The sequence below is a fragment of the Nocardioides sp. Soil774 genome (genome assembly GCF_001428125.1).
Classification (GTDB): Bacteria; Actinomycetota; Actinomycetes; order Propionibacteriales; family Nocardioidaceae; genus Nocardioides.
The window spans coordinates 139,989-155,733 of sequence record NZ_LMSM01000001.1; the positions used below are offsets into that span (position 1 = coordinate 139,989).

At 71.0% G+C, this 15,745-nt stretch carries 14 protein-coding genes; 6 read left to right on the plus strand and 8 right to left on the minus strand.

From position 1 onward, the window contains the following. The first annotated feature begins 45 nt into the window (after positions 1 to 45). Together ASG76_RS00715 and ASG76_RS00720 are read left to right on the plus strand one after the other, a co-directional pair. Entirely contained in the window at positions 46 to 753 is a 708-nt protein-coding gene (locus ASG76_RS00715) for a hypothetical protein (RefSeq protein ID WP_056598551.1), read from the plus strand. A gap of 121 nt (positions 754 to 874) precedes the next feature. Then, positions 875 to 1,168, plus strand: a complete 294-nt coding sequence (locus ASG76_RS00720; RefSeq protein ID WP_200948022.1) for a DUF2516 family protein — start codon at positions 875 to 877, stop codon at positions 1,166 to 1,168. Positions 1,169 to 1,198: 30 nt separating this feature from the next. Here the strand turns inward: ASG76_RS00720 and ASG76_RS00725 are convergent, their stop codons facing one another. The 4 genes from ASG76_RS00725 to ASG76_RS00740 all read right to left on the minus strand — a co-directional run bounded on the left by ASG76_RS00725 (position 1,199) and on the right by ASG76_RS00740 (position 7,495). Then, positions 1,199 to 2,635: a sugar nucleotide-binding protein gene (locus ASG76_RS00725; protein WP_056598559.1), complete on the minus strand. Its 1,437-nt coding sequence runs from the start codon at positions 2,633 to 2,635 to the stop codon at positions 1,199 to 1,201. Then, positions 2,632 to 3,630: a dTDP-glucose 4,6-dehydratase gene (gene rfbB, locus ASG76_RS00730; RefSeq protein WP_056598563.1), complete on the minus strand. Its 999-nt coding sequence runs from the start codon at positions 3,628 to 3,630 to the stop codon at positions 2,632 to 2,634. Before rfbB ends, ASG76_RS00725 begins: the two co-directional genes overlap by 4 nt. A 10-nt stretch (positions 3,631 to 3,640) precedes the next feature. Then, the gene (locus ASG76_RS00735; RefSeq protein WP_056598567.1) at positions 3,641 to 5,545 is read right to left on the minus strand and encodes a DUF4012 domain-containing protein; all 1,905 of its coding nucleotides are present in this window, start codon (positions 5,543 to 5,545) and stop codon (positions 3,641 to 3,643) included. Positions 5,546 to 5,608: 63 nt separating this feature from the next. Beyond that, on the minus strand, positions 5,609 to 7,495 hold the full coding sequence (locus tag ASG76_RS00740; protein WP_157558859.1) for a DUF4012 domain-containing protein: 1,887 nt from the start codon (positions 7,493 to 7,495) through the stop codon (positions 5,609 to 5,611). 53 nt (positions 7,496 to 7,548) lie between these two features. Between ASG76_RS00740 and rfbA the strand changes: the two genes are divergently transcribed. Beyond that, the gene (gene rfbA / locus ASG76_RS00745) at positions 7,549 to 8,415 is read left to right on the plus strand and encodes a glucose-1-phosphate thymidylyltransferase RfbA (RefSeq protein ID WP_056598573.1); all 867 of its coding nucleotides are present in this window, start codon (positions 7,549 to 7,551) and stop codon (positions 8,413 to 8,415) included. Between the two features lie 3 nt (positions 8,416 to 8,418). Here the strand turns inward: rfbA and ASG76_RS00750 are convergent, their stop codons facing one another. Then, positions 8,419 to 9,354: a GDP-mannose 4,6-dehydratase gene (locus ASG76_RS00750; RefSeq protein ID WP_235529357.1), complete on the minus strand. Its 936-nt coding sequence runs from the start codon at positions 9,352 to 9,354 to the stop codon at positions 8,419 to 8,421. Further along, on the minus strand, positions 9,351 to 10,331 hold the full coding sequence (gene gmd, locus ASG76_RS00755; protein WP_056598576.1) for a GDP-mannose 4,6-dehydratase: 981 nt from the start codon (positions 10,329 to 10,331) through the stop codon (positions 9,351 to 9,353). The genes ASG76_RS00750 and gmd overlap by 4 nt, the downstream gene beginning before the upstream one ends. Positions 10,332 to 10,374: 43 nt before the next feature. Here gmd and galE point away from each other — a divergent pair, with 43 nt between their 5' ends. Both galE and ASG76_RS00765 read left to right on the plus strand, forming a co-directional pair. Continuing rightward, positions 10,375 to 11,388, plus strand: coding sequence for a UDP-glucose 4-epimerase GalE (gene galE, locus ASG76_RS00760; RefSeq protein ID WP_056598581.1), 1,014 nt, complete (start codon positions 10,375 to 10,377; stop codon positions 11,386 to 11,388). Beyond that, on the plus strand, positions 11,388 to 12,218 hold the full coding sequence (locus tag ASG76_RS00765; protein ID WP_056598584.1) for an N-acetylmuramoyl-L-alanine amidase: 831 nt from the start codon (positions 11,388 to 11,390) through the stop codon (positions 12,216 to 12,218). Before galE ends, ASG76_RS00765 begins: the two co-directional genes overlap by 1 nt. Here the strand turns inward: ASG76_RS00765 and ASG76_RS00770 are convergent. Beyond that, a complete protein-coding gene (locus ASG76_RS00770; protein WP_056598586.1) occupies positions 12,211 to 13,113 on the minus strand; it encodes a dihydropteroate synthase in 903 nt (300 codons plus the stop codon). The genes ASG76_RS00765 and ASG76_RS00770 overlap by 8 nt on opposite strands. 30 nt (positions 13,114 to 13,143) lie before the next feature. On the opposite strand from ASG76_RS00770, the gene ASG76_RS00775 reads away from it, so the two are divergent. Then, positions 13,144 to 13,830, plus strand: coding sequence for a dihydrofolate reductase family protein (locus ASG76_RS00775; protein WP_056598589.1), 687 nt, complete (start codon positions 13,144 to 13,146; stop codon positions 13,828 to 13,830). On the opposite strand, the gene ASG76_RS00780 is transcribed toward ASG76_RS00775, so the two are convergent. Beyond that, complete coding sequence (locus tag ASG76_RS00780; RefSeq protein WP_056598592.1) at positions 13,815 to 15,743, minus strand: glycosyl hydrolase family 28-related protein; 1,929 nt, start codon at positions 15,741 to 15,743, stop codon at positions 13,815 to 13,817. The genes ASG76_RS00775 and ASG76_RS00780 overlap by 16 nt on opposite strands. Between the last annotated feature and the right edge of the window lie 2 nt (positions 15,744 to 15,745).

The window sequence follows — 15,745 nt, forward strand, 5'->3', positions numbered from 1 at the left end:
CCCCCCAGCCCTGACAGACCACACCACCACCCCAAGGAGAACGACATGGCCACCGCCAAGTTCGACATCAAGACCGAGGCCCTCAAGCCCGTCCTCGCCGGCGTCGGCGTCACCGACCTCGCCGTCGAGGCCGTCCGCGAGGCCGTCGCCGACGTGCAGAAGCGCATCGCCGCGGTCCAGAAGGACGTCACCACCCGGGTGGCGGACGTGCAGAAGTTCGACGCCAAGGCCACTGCCCAGGCCCGCCGCGCCGCCATCGAGGCCCGCGTCACCGAGCTGCAGGCCGAGGCCAAGGCCTACCCCGCCAAGGTGACCTCGCAGGTCTCCACCCTGGTCGACGAGAACGTCGCCGCCGCCAACGCCACCTACACCGAGCTGGTCAAGCGCGGCGAGTCGCTCGTGACCCGCATCCGCCGCCAGGAGGCGACCACCGCCACGGTGAAGTCGGCCAAGACCACCGTGTCGAAGGCGAAGACCACCGCCACCCAGGCCAAGGAGGCCGCCGAGGCCGAGGTCGTCGCCGCCGACAAGACCGCCGCCACCAAGGTCGCCCCCAAGCCGAAGCCGACGGCCAAGAAGGCCACCCAGAAGGCCGCCGGCAAGAAGGCCGCGGCCACCAGGGCCCGCAACACCGCCGCGAAGAAGACGGCCACCGCCCAGGGCAGCGCCAAGGCCACCGCGACCGCCGCGAAGACCACGGCGACCAACGCGGTCAAGGCCGTCGCCGACGCCGCCGAGAAGGTCGGCGACTGAAGAGCACCAGCCGATGACGACCAGCTGACGCTGTTCTGAGCACCGCCCCCGCCCACCGGATCCCCGGAGGGCGGGGGCTTCGTGCGTCGCAGGGTGTGCGTGCGCCCCTTACGCTGTGCAGGTGAACATCTACGCGTTCCAGAGCAACTTCATGCTGGTGGTGCTCGTGGTGCTGCTCGCGGTCAAGGGCTTCGCCTTCGTCAACGCACTGACCTGGTCGGTCGAGGCCTACGACGCGGCCGGCAAGCTCACCAAGCAGGCGTGGTGCGCGATCACGGGCCTTGGCTTCGTCGCCCAGCTGATCCTGATCAGCTCCTCGCCGCTCGGGATCATCCACCTGGCGTTCACCATTGCCGCGCTCGTCTACCTCGCCGACGTACGTCCTGCGCTGGCCGAGGTCACCTCGCACCGCTGAGCGCTGCCGCCCCGGCGTCGGTCCGCGCGTCTACGTGGCGAGGTAGCGGTCGAGCGCGGCCAGCGCGTCCTCGGGCTCGAAGCCGGTGGCCCGGATCTTGTCCAGTGACATCGCGGAGTTGAGCGGGCGTGGGGCGAACGGGTTGCCCTGCGCCAGCACCCCCTCGGCGTACGCCGCAGTGGTGGTGCCGGAGACGTCGTCGGCGCTGCGACCGGACCGCTCGAAGACGGCCTGCGCGATCTCCCGCCACGACATCGCCGGTCCGGCGTTGGACAGGTTGTAGGTGCCGAAGTCGGCCCCGCTGTCGAGCAGGTGGACGGTGGCGCGCACGAGCTCCTCGGTGAAGGTGAGCCGGCCGACCTGGTCGTCGACCACGCCGGGCGAGACGCCCTTCTCGGCCAGCGACCGCATGGTGCGCACGAAGTTCTTGCCCTCGCCGATCACCCAGGAGGTGCGGAGCAGGTAGTGACGCGGGGCGAGGCCGACGGCGATGTCGCCGGCTGCCTTGGACTGGGCGTAGACGCCGAGCGGGGAGAGCGGCTCGTCCTCGGTGTGCCCGGGCTCGAGGGGGGCGGTGCCGTCGAAGACGTACTCCGAGGAGTAGTGCACGAGGGTGAAGCGGTGCTCGCGGGCGAGCCTCGCGAGCGTGGCCGGGCCGGTGGCGTTGGCGGCCCACGCCGTCACCCGCCCCTCGGTCGTCTCGGCGGCGTCGACGGCCGTGTATGCCGCAGCGTTGAGCACGACGGCGTACTCGTGCCACGGCCAGGCGGCGACGGCCTCGCTGTCGGTCAGGTCGAGCGCGGTGACGCCCTCGCCCCCGAAGAGGTCGACCCGGTCGGCGTCGGGGTACGCGGCGAAGAGGGCCCGGCCGAGCTGGCCGAGCGCGCCCACGATGAGCGTCTTCTTCGGCGCCATCGCGGTGCCCGGGTCGAGCGCCGGGGCGTTCTGGTCCTTATCGCTGATGATCGCCTCGCTCAGCGGGATCGGCCAGTCGATCGCGGCGGTCGGGTCGCCCAGCGCGAGCGCGGGGTAGGTCACGCCGGGGCGCCAGTGGTCGTTGACGAGGTAGGTGTAGGCGGTCGCGTCCTCGAGCACCTGGTAGCTGTTGCCGACGCCGCGCGGGACGAAGACCGCCACCGAGGTGTCCATCTCGAGGGTGAAGGTCGTGCCGAAGGTCGTGCCCTCGCGCATGTCGACCCACGCACCGAAGATCCGGCCGGTCGCGAGCGAGATGAACTTGTCCCACGGCTCGGTGTGGATGCCGCGCGTGACTCCGCGGTCGGAGTTGAACGACACGTTGTTCTGGACCGGGCCGAAGTCGGGCAGCCCGACGGCCAGCATCTTCTCGCGCTGCCAGTTCTCCTTGAAGAACCCGCGGTCGTCGTCGCGGCGGTCCAGGCGTACGACGACGAGACCGGGGATCGGGGTCGTCTCGAGGCTCGGCAGCTGGTGGGGGGAGGGGCTCACTGGCCCTTCTCCGCGTACTTCGCCTCGACCGCGTCCTTGTGGGGGCGCCACCAGTCCTCGTGGGCCTGGTACCACTCGATGGTGTTGGCCAGGCCGGACTCGAAGTCCTGGAACTGCGGCTGCCAGCCGAGCTCCTGGCGCAGCTTGCCCGACTCGATGGCGTAGCGCATGTCGTGCCCGGCGCGGTCGTTGACGTGGTCGAAGTCGTCGGCGTCCTTGCCCATCAGGGTGAGGATGAGGCGGACGACCTCGAGGTTGTTCTTCTCGCCGTCGGCCCCGATGAGGTAGGTCTCGCCGATGCGGCCCTTCTCGAGGATCGTGAGCACGGCCGAGGAGTGGTCGTCGGCGTGGATCCAGTCGCGGACGTTCTCGCCGGAGCCGTAGAGCTTGGGGCGGGTGCCGTCGATGACGTTGGTGATCTGGCGCGGGATGAACTTCTCGATGTGCTGCCAGGGCCCGTAGTTGTTGGAGCAGTTCGACACCGTCGCGCGGACGCCGAAGCTGCGCACCCACGCGCGGACCAGGTGGTCGGAGCCGGCCTTGGACGCGGAGTAGGGCGACGACGGGTTGTAGGGCGTGTCCTCGGTGAAGCGCTTGGGGTCGTCGAGCTCGAGGTCGCCGTAGACCTCGTCGGTCGAGACGTGGTGCAGGCGCTTGTCGTGCTTCCGCACGGCCTCGAGGATCGTGTAGGTGCCGAGGATGTTGGTGCGGATGAACGGGCTCGGGTCGTTGAGCGAGTTGTCGTTGTGCGACTCCGCGGCGTAGTGGACGACCGCGTCGTGGGCCGCGACCAGCGGGTCGACCACGTCCTCGTCGGCGATGTCGCCGACCACGAGCTGCACCCGGTCCTCGGGGAGCCCGGCGAGGGACTCCTTGCTGGCCGCGTAGGTCAGCTTGTCGAGGACGGTGATGCGCAGGTCGGTGTGGTCGACGAGGTGGTGCACGAAGTTCGACCCGATGAACCCCGCGCCCCCGGTCACGAGAAGGCGTTCCATGGCCGGGAGTCTAGGGTGCAGCGGCTCCGACCGCCGAGCCGGTGATGCTGAAGCTGGGCTGGGTGACCAGGCCCGGGTCGTCGTACGACGCCTGCCCGCGGCCGGTGCGCGTCCAGCCCTCCGGCAGGTCGGAGACGTCGTAGCCCGCGGGCCACTGCACGCTGACCTTCAGCGCCTGCGGGACCACCATGCCCTGGGGGGTGGCGTCGAGGCGATAGGTGAGCGTGCCGTCGTCGCCGGGCACCGCGGCGGCAGGGACGACGTACTCCAGGACCGCCTCGCGCGTCTCTCCCGGTGGCAGGACCAGGCGCAGCAGCTTGTAGGGGCGGCCGTAGTAGTCGAACGTGTCGGTGCCGAGCGCCTTTCCGGCAGCGCTCGCACTGCGGATCTCGACCCCGTGAGGCAGGAAGACGCCGAGGGTCATGCCGTTCCACCGGGTGAAATAGGTGCCGCCCTGCGGATCGGCGAACGGCTGCAGGTAGGGAGGGGAGTCGTTGTGCACCGAGATCGTCATGCGCACCCGTGCCGATCCGTCCTCGCGGAGCTGCACGTCGCTCGTGACGACTCGCTTCTGCCAGTAGTCGGACTTGCTGACGTTGGTGTTCTGGTTGAAGACCGCTACGTAGTCGTGGTTGGTGTCGGAAAGCTCTCCAGCCAGCCCGATGTCGGCCAGTGGAGCCTGCACCTGCGGGTCACGCATCCAGATGGCGAAGTGGCGGGCGCGGGCCGAGTCGCGCAAGGACATGACCTTCGCGAGGCTGTCACCAGGGCCGAGCACACGGTCGGTGAAGATCGGGATCATGGCGCGGTTGAGCTGCTTGCGCTCCTCGTTGGACGAGAACGAGTCGTAGTCACCGATGAGCTTCTCGACGAAGGCTGCCGAATCCAGCGTGCCGTAGTAGGGCACCTCCACGGGACCGGTGATGTCCAGCAGGTTGCCGAGGGCGACGACGTCAACGGCGATCAAGCCGTCCATCTCCTGGTCGCGCTTGCGCGACCACCCGCGGAGCAGCTCCTCCCCGGACACCGACCACTCGGGTGCGAAGGTGGAGGTGGACAGTCTCAGCTTGCCCGTGTGGAACGGATTGCCCTCCACCTTCGGCCACCGGCCCACGCGGTAGAGGTACGGATCGGTGGCGTCCTGGGCCTCGCCCACGGTGACCTTCCCGTCCGTCATCGTCAGCACTGACATGGTGAGCGGGGCCCCGCCGGAGAAGCGCTGCTCCGAGGGGTTGAGCAGCGCAAGCAGGTACTTCTTCTCCTCCCCGGCAGCGAGGAGACTGGGGAGGGCGTCGGCCAATGGCTCGAATCGCTCGGCGTCCGACGCGAGGGGGCTGACCACCGCGGCTGCTTCGTCGCGCGCGTCGGCCACCCGGGTGCCGATGCCGAGGGCGGAGTCGTGGACCTCGCCGAGCTCGGTGCGAGCGGTGTCGAGGCTTGACGTCGCGTCGGAGACTGCCTCCACCACCGTGGTCAGGGTGGGGATGTCCACCGACCCGTCCCTGAAGAGCTTGGCCTTCTTGCCGTCGACGAGCGGCCACGTCTTCACTCCGACCTCAGCGACGGAGGTGAGCTCGTCCAGGGCGTTTCCCATGTGGCGTACGTCGGCCACCGGGCGGCCGATGACGGGGATCATGCTCCAGACGTCACCACCGATGCCCTGCATCGCGTCCTGCACCTCGTCCGTGTGCAGACGTGCGTTCGTGACGTGCTTCCTCGCGCGCTTGAAGTCCTGGCTGGTCAGCGCCGCCTTGGCTGCCTCGAGATCGGCTTTCGCGCTCTCCGCGGCGGCGGGCGCCTTGCGGAAGGGCAGCGCCAGCAGACCCAGCACGACGACGAGGAGGATCAGCCCCCCGACGAGGAGCAGCGGACGCTGCCAGGGCCGGGTGGACGACGAGCGACGCGACTTCCCCATGCCGGCGATGGTCTCAAGACGACCCCGGTGCGCCCAAAACCCCGACCCGTCCGGCGAGGGACCTCAGGACGCGCGCGAGCCGGTGATGCTGAAGCTGGGCTGCGTGACCAGGCCCGGGTCGTCGTACGACGCCTGCCCGCGGCCGGTGCGCGTCCAGCCCTCCGGCAGGTCGGAGACGTCGTAGCCCGCGGGCCATTGCACGCTGACCTTCAGCGCCTGCGGGATCACCATGCCTTGCGGGGTGGCGTCGAGGCGGTAGGTGAGCGTGCCGTCGTCGGGCACCGCAGCGGCAGGGACGACGTACTCCAGGACCGCCTCGCGGACGGTGTTGGGCGGCAGGGTGAGCCCGAGCAGCTTGTAGGGGCGGCCGTAGTAGTCGAAGGTCTTCGTGCCGACGTCGTGCCCGGCGACGCTCGCGCGGGTCACCTGGACGCCGTCGGGCAGGAAGACGCCGAGGCGCATGCCGTTCCAGCGGGTGCGGGCGGCGCCGCCGCGCGGGTCGCCGTAGAGCTGGTTGGCGTAGGGCGGGGAGTCGTTGTTCACCGTGATGGTCAGCTGCACCTGCGCGGAGCCGTCCTCGCGCAGGCGGACCCGACTGGCCACGCTGCGGCGCTGCCAGTAGTCGGACTTGCTGGCGTTGGTGTTCTGGTTGAACACCGCGACGTAGTCGTGGGGGGTGTCGGACAGCTCGCCGGCGAGGCCGACCTCGGTCACCGCGGCCTGCACGTCGCGGTCGCGCATCCAGATCCCCAAGTGGCGTCCGGCGGCCGAGGCGCGCAACGACTCGATCTTGTCGATGCCCTGGCCGGGTCCGAGCAGCCGGTCGGCGAAGAGCGGGACGAGCGCGAGGTTGAGCGCGTGGCGTGCCTCGTTGTCGGGGAAGGCGTCGTAGTCGCCGACCATCTTCTGGGTGAAGTTGCCGGCGTCGATGCGACCGTAGACCGGCACGTCGACCGGCCCGGTGATGGTGAGCAGGTCGGCCAGCGCGACGACGTCGACGGCGATCAGGCCATCGGTCTCCTGCCCGGCGATGCGCGACCAGCCGCGCAGCACCTCCTCGCCGGAGACCGACCAGTCGGGGGCGTAGGTCGAGGTCGACAGCCGCAGCTTGCCGTTGTGGAAGGGGTTGTCCGTGACCCGCTCCCAGCGGCCGACGCGGTAGAGCTCCTTGTCGGTGGTGTCGCGCGCCTCGCCGATCGTGAGCCGGCCGTCGGCGACGGTCAGCGGCGCGAGGGTGAGCGGCGCGCCGCCGGAGAAGCGCTGCTCGCTCGGGTTGAGGAGGGCGAGGAGGTAGGTGCGCTCGCCGTCGGCCCCGAAGAGGGCGGGCAGCACGTCGGTGAGCGGCTTCGTCCGGCGCGCGGTCGCAGCCAGCGGGGCGACCACGTCGGTCGCCTCGTCGCGGGCCTCGGCCAGCCGGGTGCCCACGCCGATGCCGGAGTCGTCGACCTCGCTCAGCTCGACCTGGGCGGCGTCGAGGTGCACGCTCGCCTCGTCGACGGCGCTCACCAGCTTCTTCAAGGTCGGCACGTCGACGGAGCGGTCGCCGAACAGCGTCGCCTCGTCGCCGTTGACGGCCGGCCACGCGCCGACGGCCAGCTCGGCCGCGGTGGTCAGGTGGTCGAGGGCGTTGCCGAGGTGGCGTACGTCCGAGACCGGGCCGCCGACGACCGGCACCAGGCTCCAGACGTCGCCGCCGATGCCCTGCATGGCGCCCTGGACCTGGTCGGCGTGGCGACGCGCGCTCTCCACGCTGGCCTCCGCGGCCTCCACGTCGCCGTTCGAGAGCGACGTGCGCGCTGCCTCGAGGTCGGCCCTCGCGCCCTCGGCGTGCCCGGGGGCCTTGAGGAAGGGGATCGCCAGCAGGACGAGGACGACGAGCAGCAGGAACAGCAGGCCGATGATCGTCGAGGGATGCAGCAGCCGTCGCGCAGGGCGGGCGTAGGACGGCATCTCCACATGGTGCCCCACGGGACCGGGCGACGTGCCCACAATAGGGTGGGCCCATGCGCGGAATCATCCTGGCCGGTGGCACCGGCTCCCGACTCCACCCGATCACCCAGGGCATCAGCAAGCAGCTGGTCCCGGTCTACGACAAGCCGATGATCTACTACCCGCTGTCGACGCTGATGCTGGCCGGCATCCGAGACGTCCTGATCATCACCACGCCGCACGAGGCCGACGGCTTCCACCGCCTCCTGGGCGACGGCTCGCAGTTCGGGATCAACCTGACCTTCGCCGTGCAGCCCAGCCCCGACGGCCTCGCGCAGGCCTTCGTGATCGGCGCCGACCACATCGGCAGCGAGCGCTCGGCGCTCGTGCTGGGCGACAACATCTTCTACGGCTCCGGCCTCGGCTCGCAGCTGCTGCGCTTCTCCGAGCTCGACGGTGCCGCCGTCTTCGGCTACCACGTGGCCGACCCGCGCGCCTACGGCGTCGTGGAGTTCGACGACCAGGGCCGCGCGCTGTCGCTGGAGGAGAAGCCCGAGCACCCGAAGAGCGAGTTCGCGGTGCCGGGGCTCTACTTCTACGACAACGACGTCGTCCAGTACGCCGCCGAGCTCGAGCCGTCGGCGCGCGGCGAGCTCGAGATCACCGACCTCAACCGGCGCTACCTCGAGGAGGGTCGCCTCCACGTCGAGGTGCTCCCGCGCGGCACCGCCTGGCTCGACACCGGCACCTTCGACTCCCTCAACGACGCCTCCAACTTCGTGCGCACGATCGAGGGCCGCCAGGGCTTCAAGGTCGGCGCGCCCGAGGAGGTCGCCTGGCGCATGGGCTGGCTCTCCGACGACGAGCTCACCGAGCGCGCCGAGCCGCTGCGCAAGAGCGGCTATGGCGAGTACCTGCTCGGGCTGCTGCACCACGGCTGAGGCTCACGCCAGGTCGGCGGCCACCATCCGCGCGACGATCTCCTCGAACTCCACCGTCGGCGCCCAGCCGAGCTCCTCGCGGGCGCGACTGGCGTCGCCGACCAGCTCGGTCGGGTCGGCGGGGCGGAAGTAGGCCGCGTCCTGGCGCACGAGGTGCTCCCAGTCTTCGATGCCGGCTGCGGCGAAGGCGGCCGCGACGAAGTCGCGCACGGAGTGGGCGCGACCGGTGGCGACGACGTAGTCGGACGGGTCGTCGGCCCGGGCGGCGCGCACCATCGCGTCGACGTAGTCCGGCGCCCAGCCCCAGTCGCGACGCGCCTCGAGGTTGCCCAGCACCAGCTCCTCGGCGTCGCCGCGCGCGATGGCGGCGACCCCGGAGGTGATCTTGCGGGTCACGAAGCGCTCGTGGCGGCGCGGCGACTCGTGGTTGTAGAGGATCGCGCTCGACACGTGCAGGTCGCGATGGCGGAAGACGCGGGCAGAGAGGTGCGCGAAGGCCTTCGCGGCGCCGTACGGGTTGACCGGGCGGACCGGGGTGTCCTCGGTCTGCGGCGACGCGTCGGCCTCGCCGAAGATCTCCGCGCTCGAGGCCTGCACCAGTCGCACGCCGCCCACGAGCCGCGCCGACTCCATCAGCGCGACCGCCGCCTGACCGTTGACGTGGGCGGTGAGGTCGGGCTCGTCCCACGACTGCGCGACCGAGCTGATGGCGGCGAGGTTGTAGACCTCCTGCGGTGCCAGGTCGAGCACGAGCCGCCGGGTCGCCTCGAGGTCACCGAGGTCGCCGGTGTGCAGCACGACCTCGGCGGGGCAGTGGGCCGGCGGACCGTCGGCCTCGAGCACGAGCGCGTGGACCTCCATGCCCTCCGCGACGAGGCGCTCGGCGAGGTAGGTGCCGTCCTGGCCGCCGATGCCGGTGATGAACGCAGCTGCGGTCACCAGCCCGCCTTGACCGCCGCGATGTCGCTGTCGACCATCATCGCCACCAGCTCGGGGAAGGACACCGTCGGCGCCCAGCCCAGCTTGTCCCTGGCCTTGGAGGCGTCGCCGATGAGCAGCTCGACCTCGGCGGGGCGCATGAACCGCGGGTCCTGCGTGACGTGCGTGGTCCAGTCGTCGATGCCGACGTGGGCGAAGGCGAGGTCGAGGAAGTCTCGGATCGAGTGGGTCTCGCCGGTCGCGATGACGTAGTCGTCGGCCTCGTCCTGCTGGAGCATCCGCCACATCGCCTCGACGTAGTCGCCGGCGTATCCCCAGTCGCGCTGGGCGTCGAGGTTGCCCAGGGCCATCGAGTCCTGCTGGCCGAGGTGGATCCGGGCCACGGCCTGGCTGATCTTGCGGGTCACGAACTCCGGCCCGCGGCGCGGCGACTCGTGGTTGAACAGGATCCCCGACGAGGCGTGCATGCCGTAGGACTCGCGGTAGTTGATCGTCATGTAGTGGCCGTAGACCTTGCTCACGCCGTAGGGCGAGCGGGGCCAGAGCAGGGTGCTCTCGCGCTGGGGCACCTCCTGCACCTTGCCGAACATCTCCGAGCTCGAGGCCTGGTAGAACCGGATGCTCCCGGGCTCGTCGCCCGCGTGGAGGCGTACGGCCTCGAGCACGTTGAGCACGCCCATGCCGGTCACGTCGCTGGTGACGAACGCGTTCTCCCACGAGTAGGCCACGAACGAGATGGCGCCGAGGTTGTAGACCTCGTCGGGCTGCGACACGCTCATCGCCCGTATCAGGCTGGAGAGGTCGGTGAGGTCGCCGTTGTGCAGCCGCACGTCGGGGACGACCTTCTCGACGAGCTCGCGCCGGGGGTTGTTCTGACCGCGGATCAGGCCGTGGACGTCGTAGCCCTTCGCGAGGAGGAGCTCGGCGAGGTAGAGGCCGTCCTGGCCGGTGATTCCGGTGATGAGAGCGCTGGGCATGACCCCCACTCTGTCAGGGACGGGTGTCGTTAGGGTGACGTCCATGAAGATCCTCGTCAGCGGTGGCGCCGGCTACATCGGCTCGCACACCGTCATCCAGCTCGTCGCGGCCGGCCACGACGTGGTCATCGTCGACAACTTCAGCAACTCGAACCCGACGGTGCTGGGGCGGATGGAGGCGCTGACGGGGACCAGCATCACGCTGCACTCCTTCGACCTGTGCGACCACGACAAGACCGCGCACCTCTTCGCTGCCGAGGACTTCGACGCCGTCATCCACTTCGCCGGCTACAAGGCGGTGGGGGAGAGCGTCGAGAAGCCGCTCGACTACTACGAGAACAACCTCGGCTCGACCTTCTCGCTGGTGCGTGCGATGCAGCGCCACGACGTGCACAAGCTCGTCTTCTCCTCCAGTGCCACCGTCTACGGCACCGACCAGGCCGGTGCCACTGAGGACCAGGCGACCTTCGCCACCAACCCCTACGGCTGGACCAAGGTCATGCAGGAGCAGATCCTGCGCGACGTCGCCGCCGCCGACCCGCAGATGCGCGTCGCGCTCCTGCGCTACTTCAACCCGGTCGGGGCGCACGCGTCGGGCACGATCGGCGAGGACCCGTCGGGCATCCCCAACAACCTGATGCCCTTCATCGCCCAGGTCGCGGTCGGCAAGCGCGAGAAGCTCATGGTCTTCGGCGACGACTACGACACCCCCGACGGCACCGGCGTGCGCGACTACATCCACGTCGAGGACCTCGCGGCCGGCCACGTCGCCGCGCTCGAGGCGCTCGAGCGCACCACCGAGCCAGTCAACACCTGGAACCTCGGCTCCGGCCACGGCACCAGCGTGCTCGAGCTCCTGCACGCCTTCGAGCGGGCCGTGGGCCGCGAGCTCCCCTACGAGGTGGTGGCGCGACGCCCCGGCGACGTCGCGACGTCGTACGCCGACCCGTCGAAGGCCAACGCCGAGCTCGGGTGGAGCACCCGGAAGAGCATCGACGAGATGGCGGTCGACGCGTGGCGCTGGCAGGAGCAGAACCCGCGCGGGTTCGCCGGCTGATGCGCCGTCGCCTCGCGGCGGTCGTGCTGCTGGTCGTGCCTGGGTCGGTGGGGGTCGGCGTCCACGCCTCGGCTCGAGCGGACCATGGTCCGCTCGACGCCCGGCATGCCGTGCGTCAGGGGTCCACGGCGGTCGACAAGTCCACCGGACCGCTGGCCGGCCGCGTCATCGTGGTCGACCCCGGCCACCAGCTCGGCAACCACAACTTCCCCGCCGAGATCAACCGGCTGGTCCCGGCGGGTGGCTTCACCAAGCCGTGCAACACCACGGGCACCGCGACCGACGGCGGCTACCCCGAGGCGACCTTCGCCTGGCAGGTCTCGCGGCTGGTCGCGGCCCGCCTGCGCGCGCTCGGCGCGACCGTGCGGATGACCCGCCACGCCAACCGCCAGGACCGGTGGGGTCCGTGCGTCGACGCGCGTGGCCGGGCCGGCAACGCGATCCGCGCCGACCTGAAGATCTCCGTGCACGCCGACGGGTCGTACGCCGCCGGCGCGCGGGGCTTCCACGTCATCGCCCCGGCCGACCGGGCGCCGTGGACCGACGACATCCACGACTCCTCGATGCGGCTCGCGGCCTCGGTGCGTGCGGGGTTGGAGGCGCAAGGCTTCCCGGTCGCCAACTACGTCGCCGGCGGTGACGGGCTCGACGTCCGCTCGGACCTCGGCACCCTCAACCTCAGCGACGTACCGACCGTGATGGTCGAGCTGGGCAACATGCGCAGCGCCACCGAGGCGCGCGTGATGACGTCGGCCGACGGACGTGCCCGCTACGCCCGCGGGCTGGTCGCGGGGGCGCGGGCCTTCACCGACCGGGTCCCGGTCAGCTGACGGCGAGCTCGGTCATCGCCCGCAGGACGGTGCGCAGGTGGGGCACCTCGTGGGTGCGGACGAGGTGGGTGCCGCCGAGCGCGGCGAAGACGGCGTAGAAGCCCTCGGCCTTGCGGAACTCGTCGCCGAAGAGGTCATAGCTGTGCGGCACCGCGTTGCACACCGGCACGCCCAGCGGGCGGAGCCGGAAGACCTGCGCCAGCACCCGCGTCTGGTGGCGCGCGCGGGTGGGCGGGTCGACGAGGTTGCCGTAGTAGAAGCCCATGCCCGGGTCGACGACGACCTTGTCGACGCCGAGCGAGCGGGCGTGTGCGATGCGGGGGGCGAAGTGGTCGAGCAGCACCGGGACGGGGTCGGCGTCGGGCGGCACGTCGGCGATCTCGCGGACGTTGGCCGTCTCGCCGAAGCACAGCACGACAGCGGCGTCGTACTCGGCGGCGAGGGCGAGCATCTCGTCCTCGTGCTCGCGGCCGGTCATGTTGAGGATGCGCGCGCCGGCGTCGAGGCACTCGCGCACGACCTCCGGCTCGTAGGTCTCGACCGAGACCACGGCCTCCTCGGCGAGGCCCTTGACGGCCGGGACCAGGGTGGCGACCTGGTCGTCGGCGGAGACCCGCGCGGCGCGGGCGTTGCTCGACTCGGCGCCGAGGTCGATGACCGAGGCGCCCTGGGCGACCTGGATGCGACCCATTCGCACCGCGTCCGCAGGGCTCGTCGCCACGCTCTCGCGGTAGGTCGAGTCGCGGGAGAGGTTGACGCATCCCATCAGGGTCACCGGGCCGTCGCCGACGACGACCGGACCGCGGGGACCGTCGATCACGACCGGCTCGACGGGGTGGTCCCAGGCGTCGGCGTGGGCGTCGTGGAGGGCCGCCAGGTCCGCAAGGGTGATCACGCCCCAAAGGGTAGGGGGGAGGATGAAAGCGTGAGTGAATCCCTCGAGCTGCAGAAGCTGTCCGACCTGTCCGACGACGAGCTGGCCGCGGCCTACACGCCCGAGCGCGAGCCGTGGCTGCGGGTGAACTTCGTCAGCACCGTCGACGGCGCCGCGCAGGGCTCCGACGGGGTGAGCAAGAGCATCAACAACGACGCCGACAAGCGGGTCTTCGACGCGCTGCGAGCCCGCGCGGACTGCCTCGTGGTCGGCGCCGGCACGCTGCGCACCGAGGGCTACGACGTGCCGCGGATCCCGCTGGTGGTGGTGAGCCGCTCGGCCGACCTGCCGCCCACGCTGCGCGACGCCCCGCCCGGACGCATCCTGATGGCGACGGTCGAGTCGGCCGACGGGCTGGCGCGGGTGCGCGAGGAGCTCGGCGAAGAACACGTCCTCGTCCTCGGCGAGGACGAGATCGACCTGGCGCTGCTCAAGGCCACGCTGGCGGAGCGGGGCTGGGTCGAGCAGCTGTGCGAGGGCGGTCCGTCACTGTTCGCCGACCTGCTCGCCGCGGGTGTCGTCGACGAGCTCTGCTGGACCGTGGTGCCGGCCCTCGCCGGCGGCGACGCCGTACGCATCGCCACCGGCGCCGAGGTGGACGTGGCGCTGCGCCCCGTCCTGCTGCTGGAGCAGGACGGGACGCTGCTGGGGCGCTGGCTGGTTCAAGGCGCCGGGTAGTCCACCACGTAGCTCGGCTGTCCGGGCCGGGTGCTGTCGACCCGCGCGCCGATGTCGTTGACGACGTGCTCGATGCTGCCCGCGTCGAGGTTGACCGTCAGGACGTGGTGCAGGCGTACGCCGGCCCGGTCGGGCACCTCGAAGCCGCTCTGGGTGGTGATCGAGGGGTCGTTGCGGTTGAAGACGTAGACGCCGCCGCCGTAGAGCTGGTGGCGCTGCACGTCGTCGGCGACCTTGTAGCCGGTCCAGCCCAGGGTGCCGTCGGGGCGGGTCCAGTCGGCCTGCGAGGGCGGGTCGTAGGGCAGCTCGTTCTGGTAGAGCACGACCTCGCCGTCCTCGCCGTTCCAGATGGTGTTGTGCTGCTGGTAGTGCTCGACGAAGAGACCGGTGGCCTGCACGCGGTCGCCGTTGACGACCAGGCCGACGCGGCCGGTGTTGGTGTTCCACCGGTCGGTGTCGCCGCTGGCGCCGACGGTGAAGCCCTCGACGCCGTGGTCGGCACGCCAGACCCACGCGTGGTCGACCAGCACGTCGTCGGCGTCGATGCGCAGCGACACGTCGGCCTTGCCGACGTGGGGTCCGCCGACGCGGAAGTAGACGTCGTTGAGCGTCGTGGTCGGGACGTCGGCCGACGGGCGACGACCGCCCGAGCTGCCCGGGCGACCCTGGACGTGCATCAGCGTCCTGGACAGCGTGGTGCCGGCGTCGATGGTGACGCCCGCGACGACGACGTCGGTCGCCCCGTCGCGCACGACCACCGGGGTGGCGCCGCCGACTGCCGTCAGCGTGGCCTGGCCGAGGCCGAGCACGACCGTGTGGTCACGCCCGATGACCAGGCTGCGGTCGATGTCGTAGACGCCGGGCGTGAGCAGCAGGTTCTTGCCGCGGGCCAGGGCCTGGGCCAGCACCTGGGCCGACTGGCTGGGGCGCGCGACGTGGAACGACGACAGCGGCAGGTCGGTGCCCGCGGTTGGGCCGTCGGCCCAAGAGGTGCCGCGCGAGTCGGTGCGCGCCCTCGGCACCCGCACCTGCCAGCGACCGTCGTCGCCGACGTGGAGGAACGGCTTCTCGCGGCTGAGCGGCGTACGGTCGAGGGTGGTGTAGGGCTCGGCCGGGAAGCCGGCCTCGGACGGGGCGCCGATCGTGCCGGCGAAGACCTGGTTCCACACGCCGTTGCTCCAGCCGCCGACCTCGCTGTTGCGGGTCAGCCACTGCTGCTGCGAGCCGTTGATGACGAAGGACGCGCGGGAGTCGGCGAGGTAGCCGCCGCTGGCGTACTGCGGGCCGGCCGTGCAGTAGTCCATCAGCGACAGGTTGCCGCCCCGGATGTCGACGCGGCGCAGCGAGGAGGCCTGCGAGGTGGCCCAGAAGTTCGCCGAGGCGCGGCAGCCGTCCTGGCCGGTGCCGTTGACGTCGATCGTCAGGTTGGACAGGGAGCGCCAGAAGTTGTTGAGCGCCACGCAGTAGGGCTGGGTGGGGCCGTCGGTGAGGCAGCGGTTGTAGACCTCGACCTTGCCGTTGATGACCGTGTCGGACGGGCGCGCACCGAGGCCGGCGACCTCGGTGTAGTAGCCGACCTTGATCTGCAGCGGCTCGGCGGCGGTGCCGTAGGTGCCGGGCAGGAACAGCAGGCTCCACCGCTGTCCCGACATCTCGGCGTCGACCTGCTGCTGCCAGATCTCGTCGGCGCGCTGGCGGATCTCCGCGGTCGGCATCGAGGGGTCGAAGACGATGACGCGGCTGCCGAGGCCGGGGTCTTCAGCCGGCGTGGCTGCGGCCTTCATCGCGGTCTGGGGCGCGGGGGCCGCGCCGGCGCTGGACAGGACGTGGGCCGGCGCGAGGCCGACCACGGTGAGGGCGAGTGCCGCGATGGCGGCGCGCAGCGTCGTACGACGCAGGCGAGGACGGGGCATGG

Bases quoted from the DNA above. Each gene is read 5' to 3' on its own strand.
- ASG76_RS00715 (WP_056598551.1), top strand. From the start codon at position 46: ATGGCCACCGCCAAGTTCGACATCAAGACCGAGGCCCTCAAGCCCGTC.
- rfbB (WP_056598563.1), bottom strand. From the start codon at position 3,630: ATGGAACGCCTTCTCGTGACCGGGGGCGCGGGGTTCATCGGGTCGAAC.
- ASG76_RS00735 (WP_056598567.1), bottom strand. From the start codon at position 5,545: ATGGGGAAGTCGCGTCGCTCGTCGTCCACCCGGCCCTGGCAGCGTCCG.
- ASG76_RS00740 (WP_157558859.1), bottom strand. From the start codon at position 7,495: ATGCCGTCCTACGCCCGCCCTGCGCGACGGCTGCTGCATCCCTCGACG.
- rfbA (WP_056598573.1), top strand. From the start codon at position 7,549: ATGCGCGGAATCATCCTGGCCGGTGGCACCGGCTCCCGACTCCACCCG.
- gmd (WP_056598576.1), bottom strand. From the start codon at position 10,331: ATGCCCAGCGCTCTCATCACCGGAATCACCGGCCAGGACGGCCTCTAC.
- galE (WP_056598581.1), top strand. From the start codon at position 10,375: ATGAAGATCCTCGTCAGCGGTGGCGCCGGCTACATCGGCTCGCACACC.
- ASG76_RS00765 (WP_056598584.1), top strand. From the start codon at position 11,388: ATGCGCCGTCGCCTCGCGGCGGTCGTGCTGCTGGTCGTGCCTGGGTCG.
- ASG76_RS00780 (WP_056598592.1), bottom strand. From the start codon at position 15,743: ATGCCCCGTCCTCGCCTGCGTCGTACGACGCTGCGCGCCGCCATCGCG.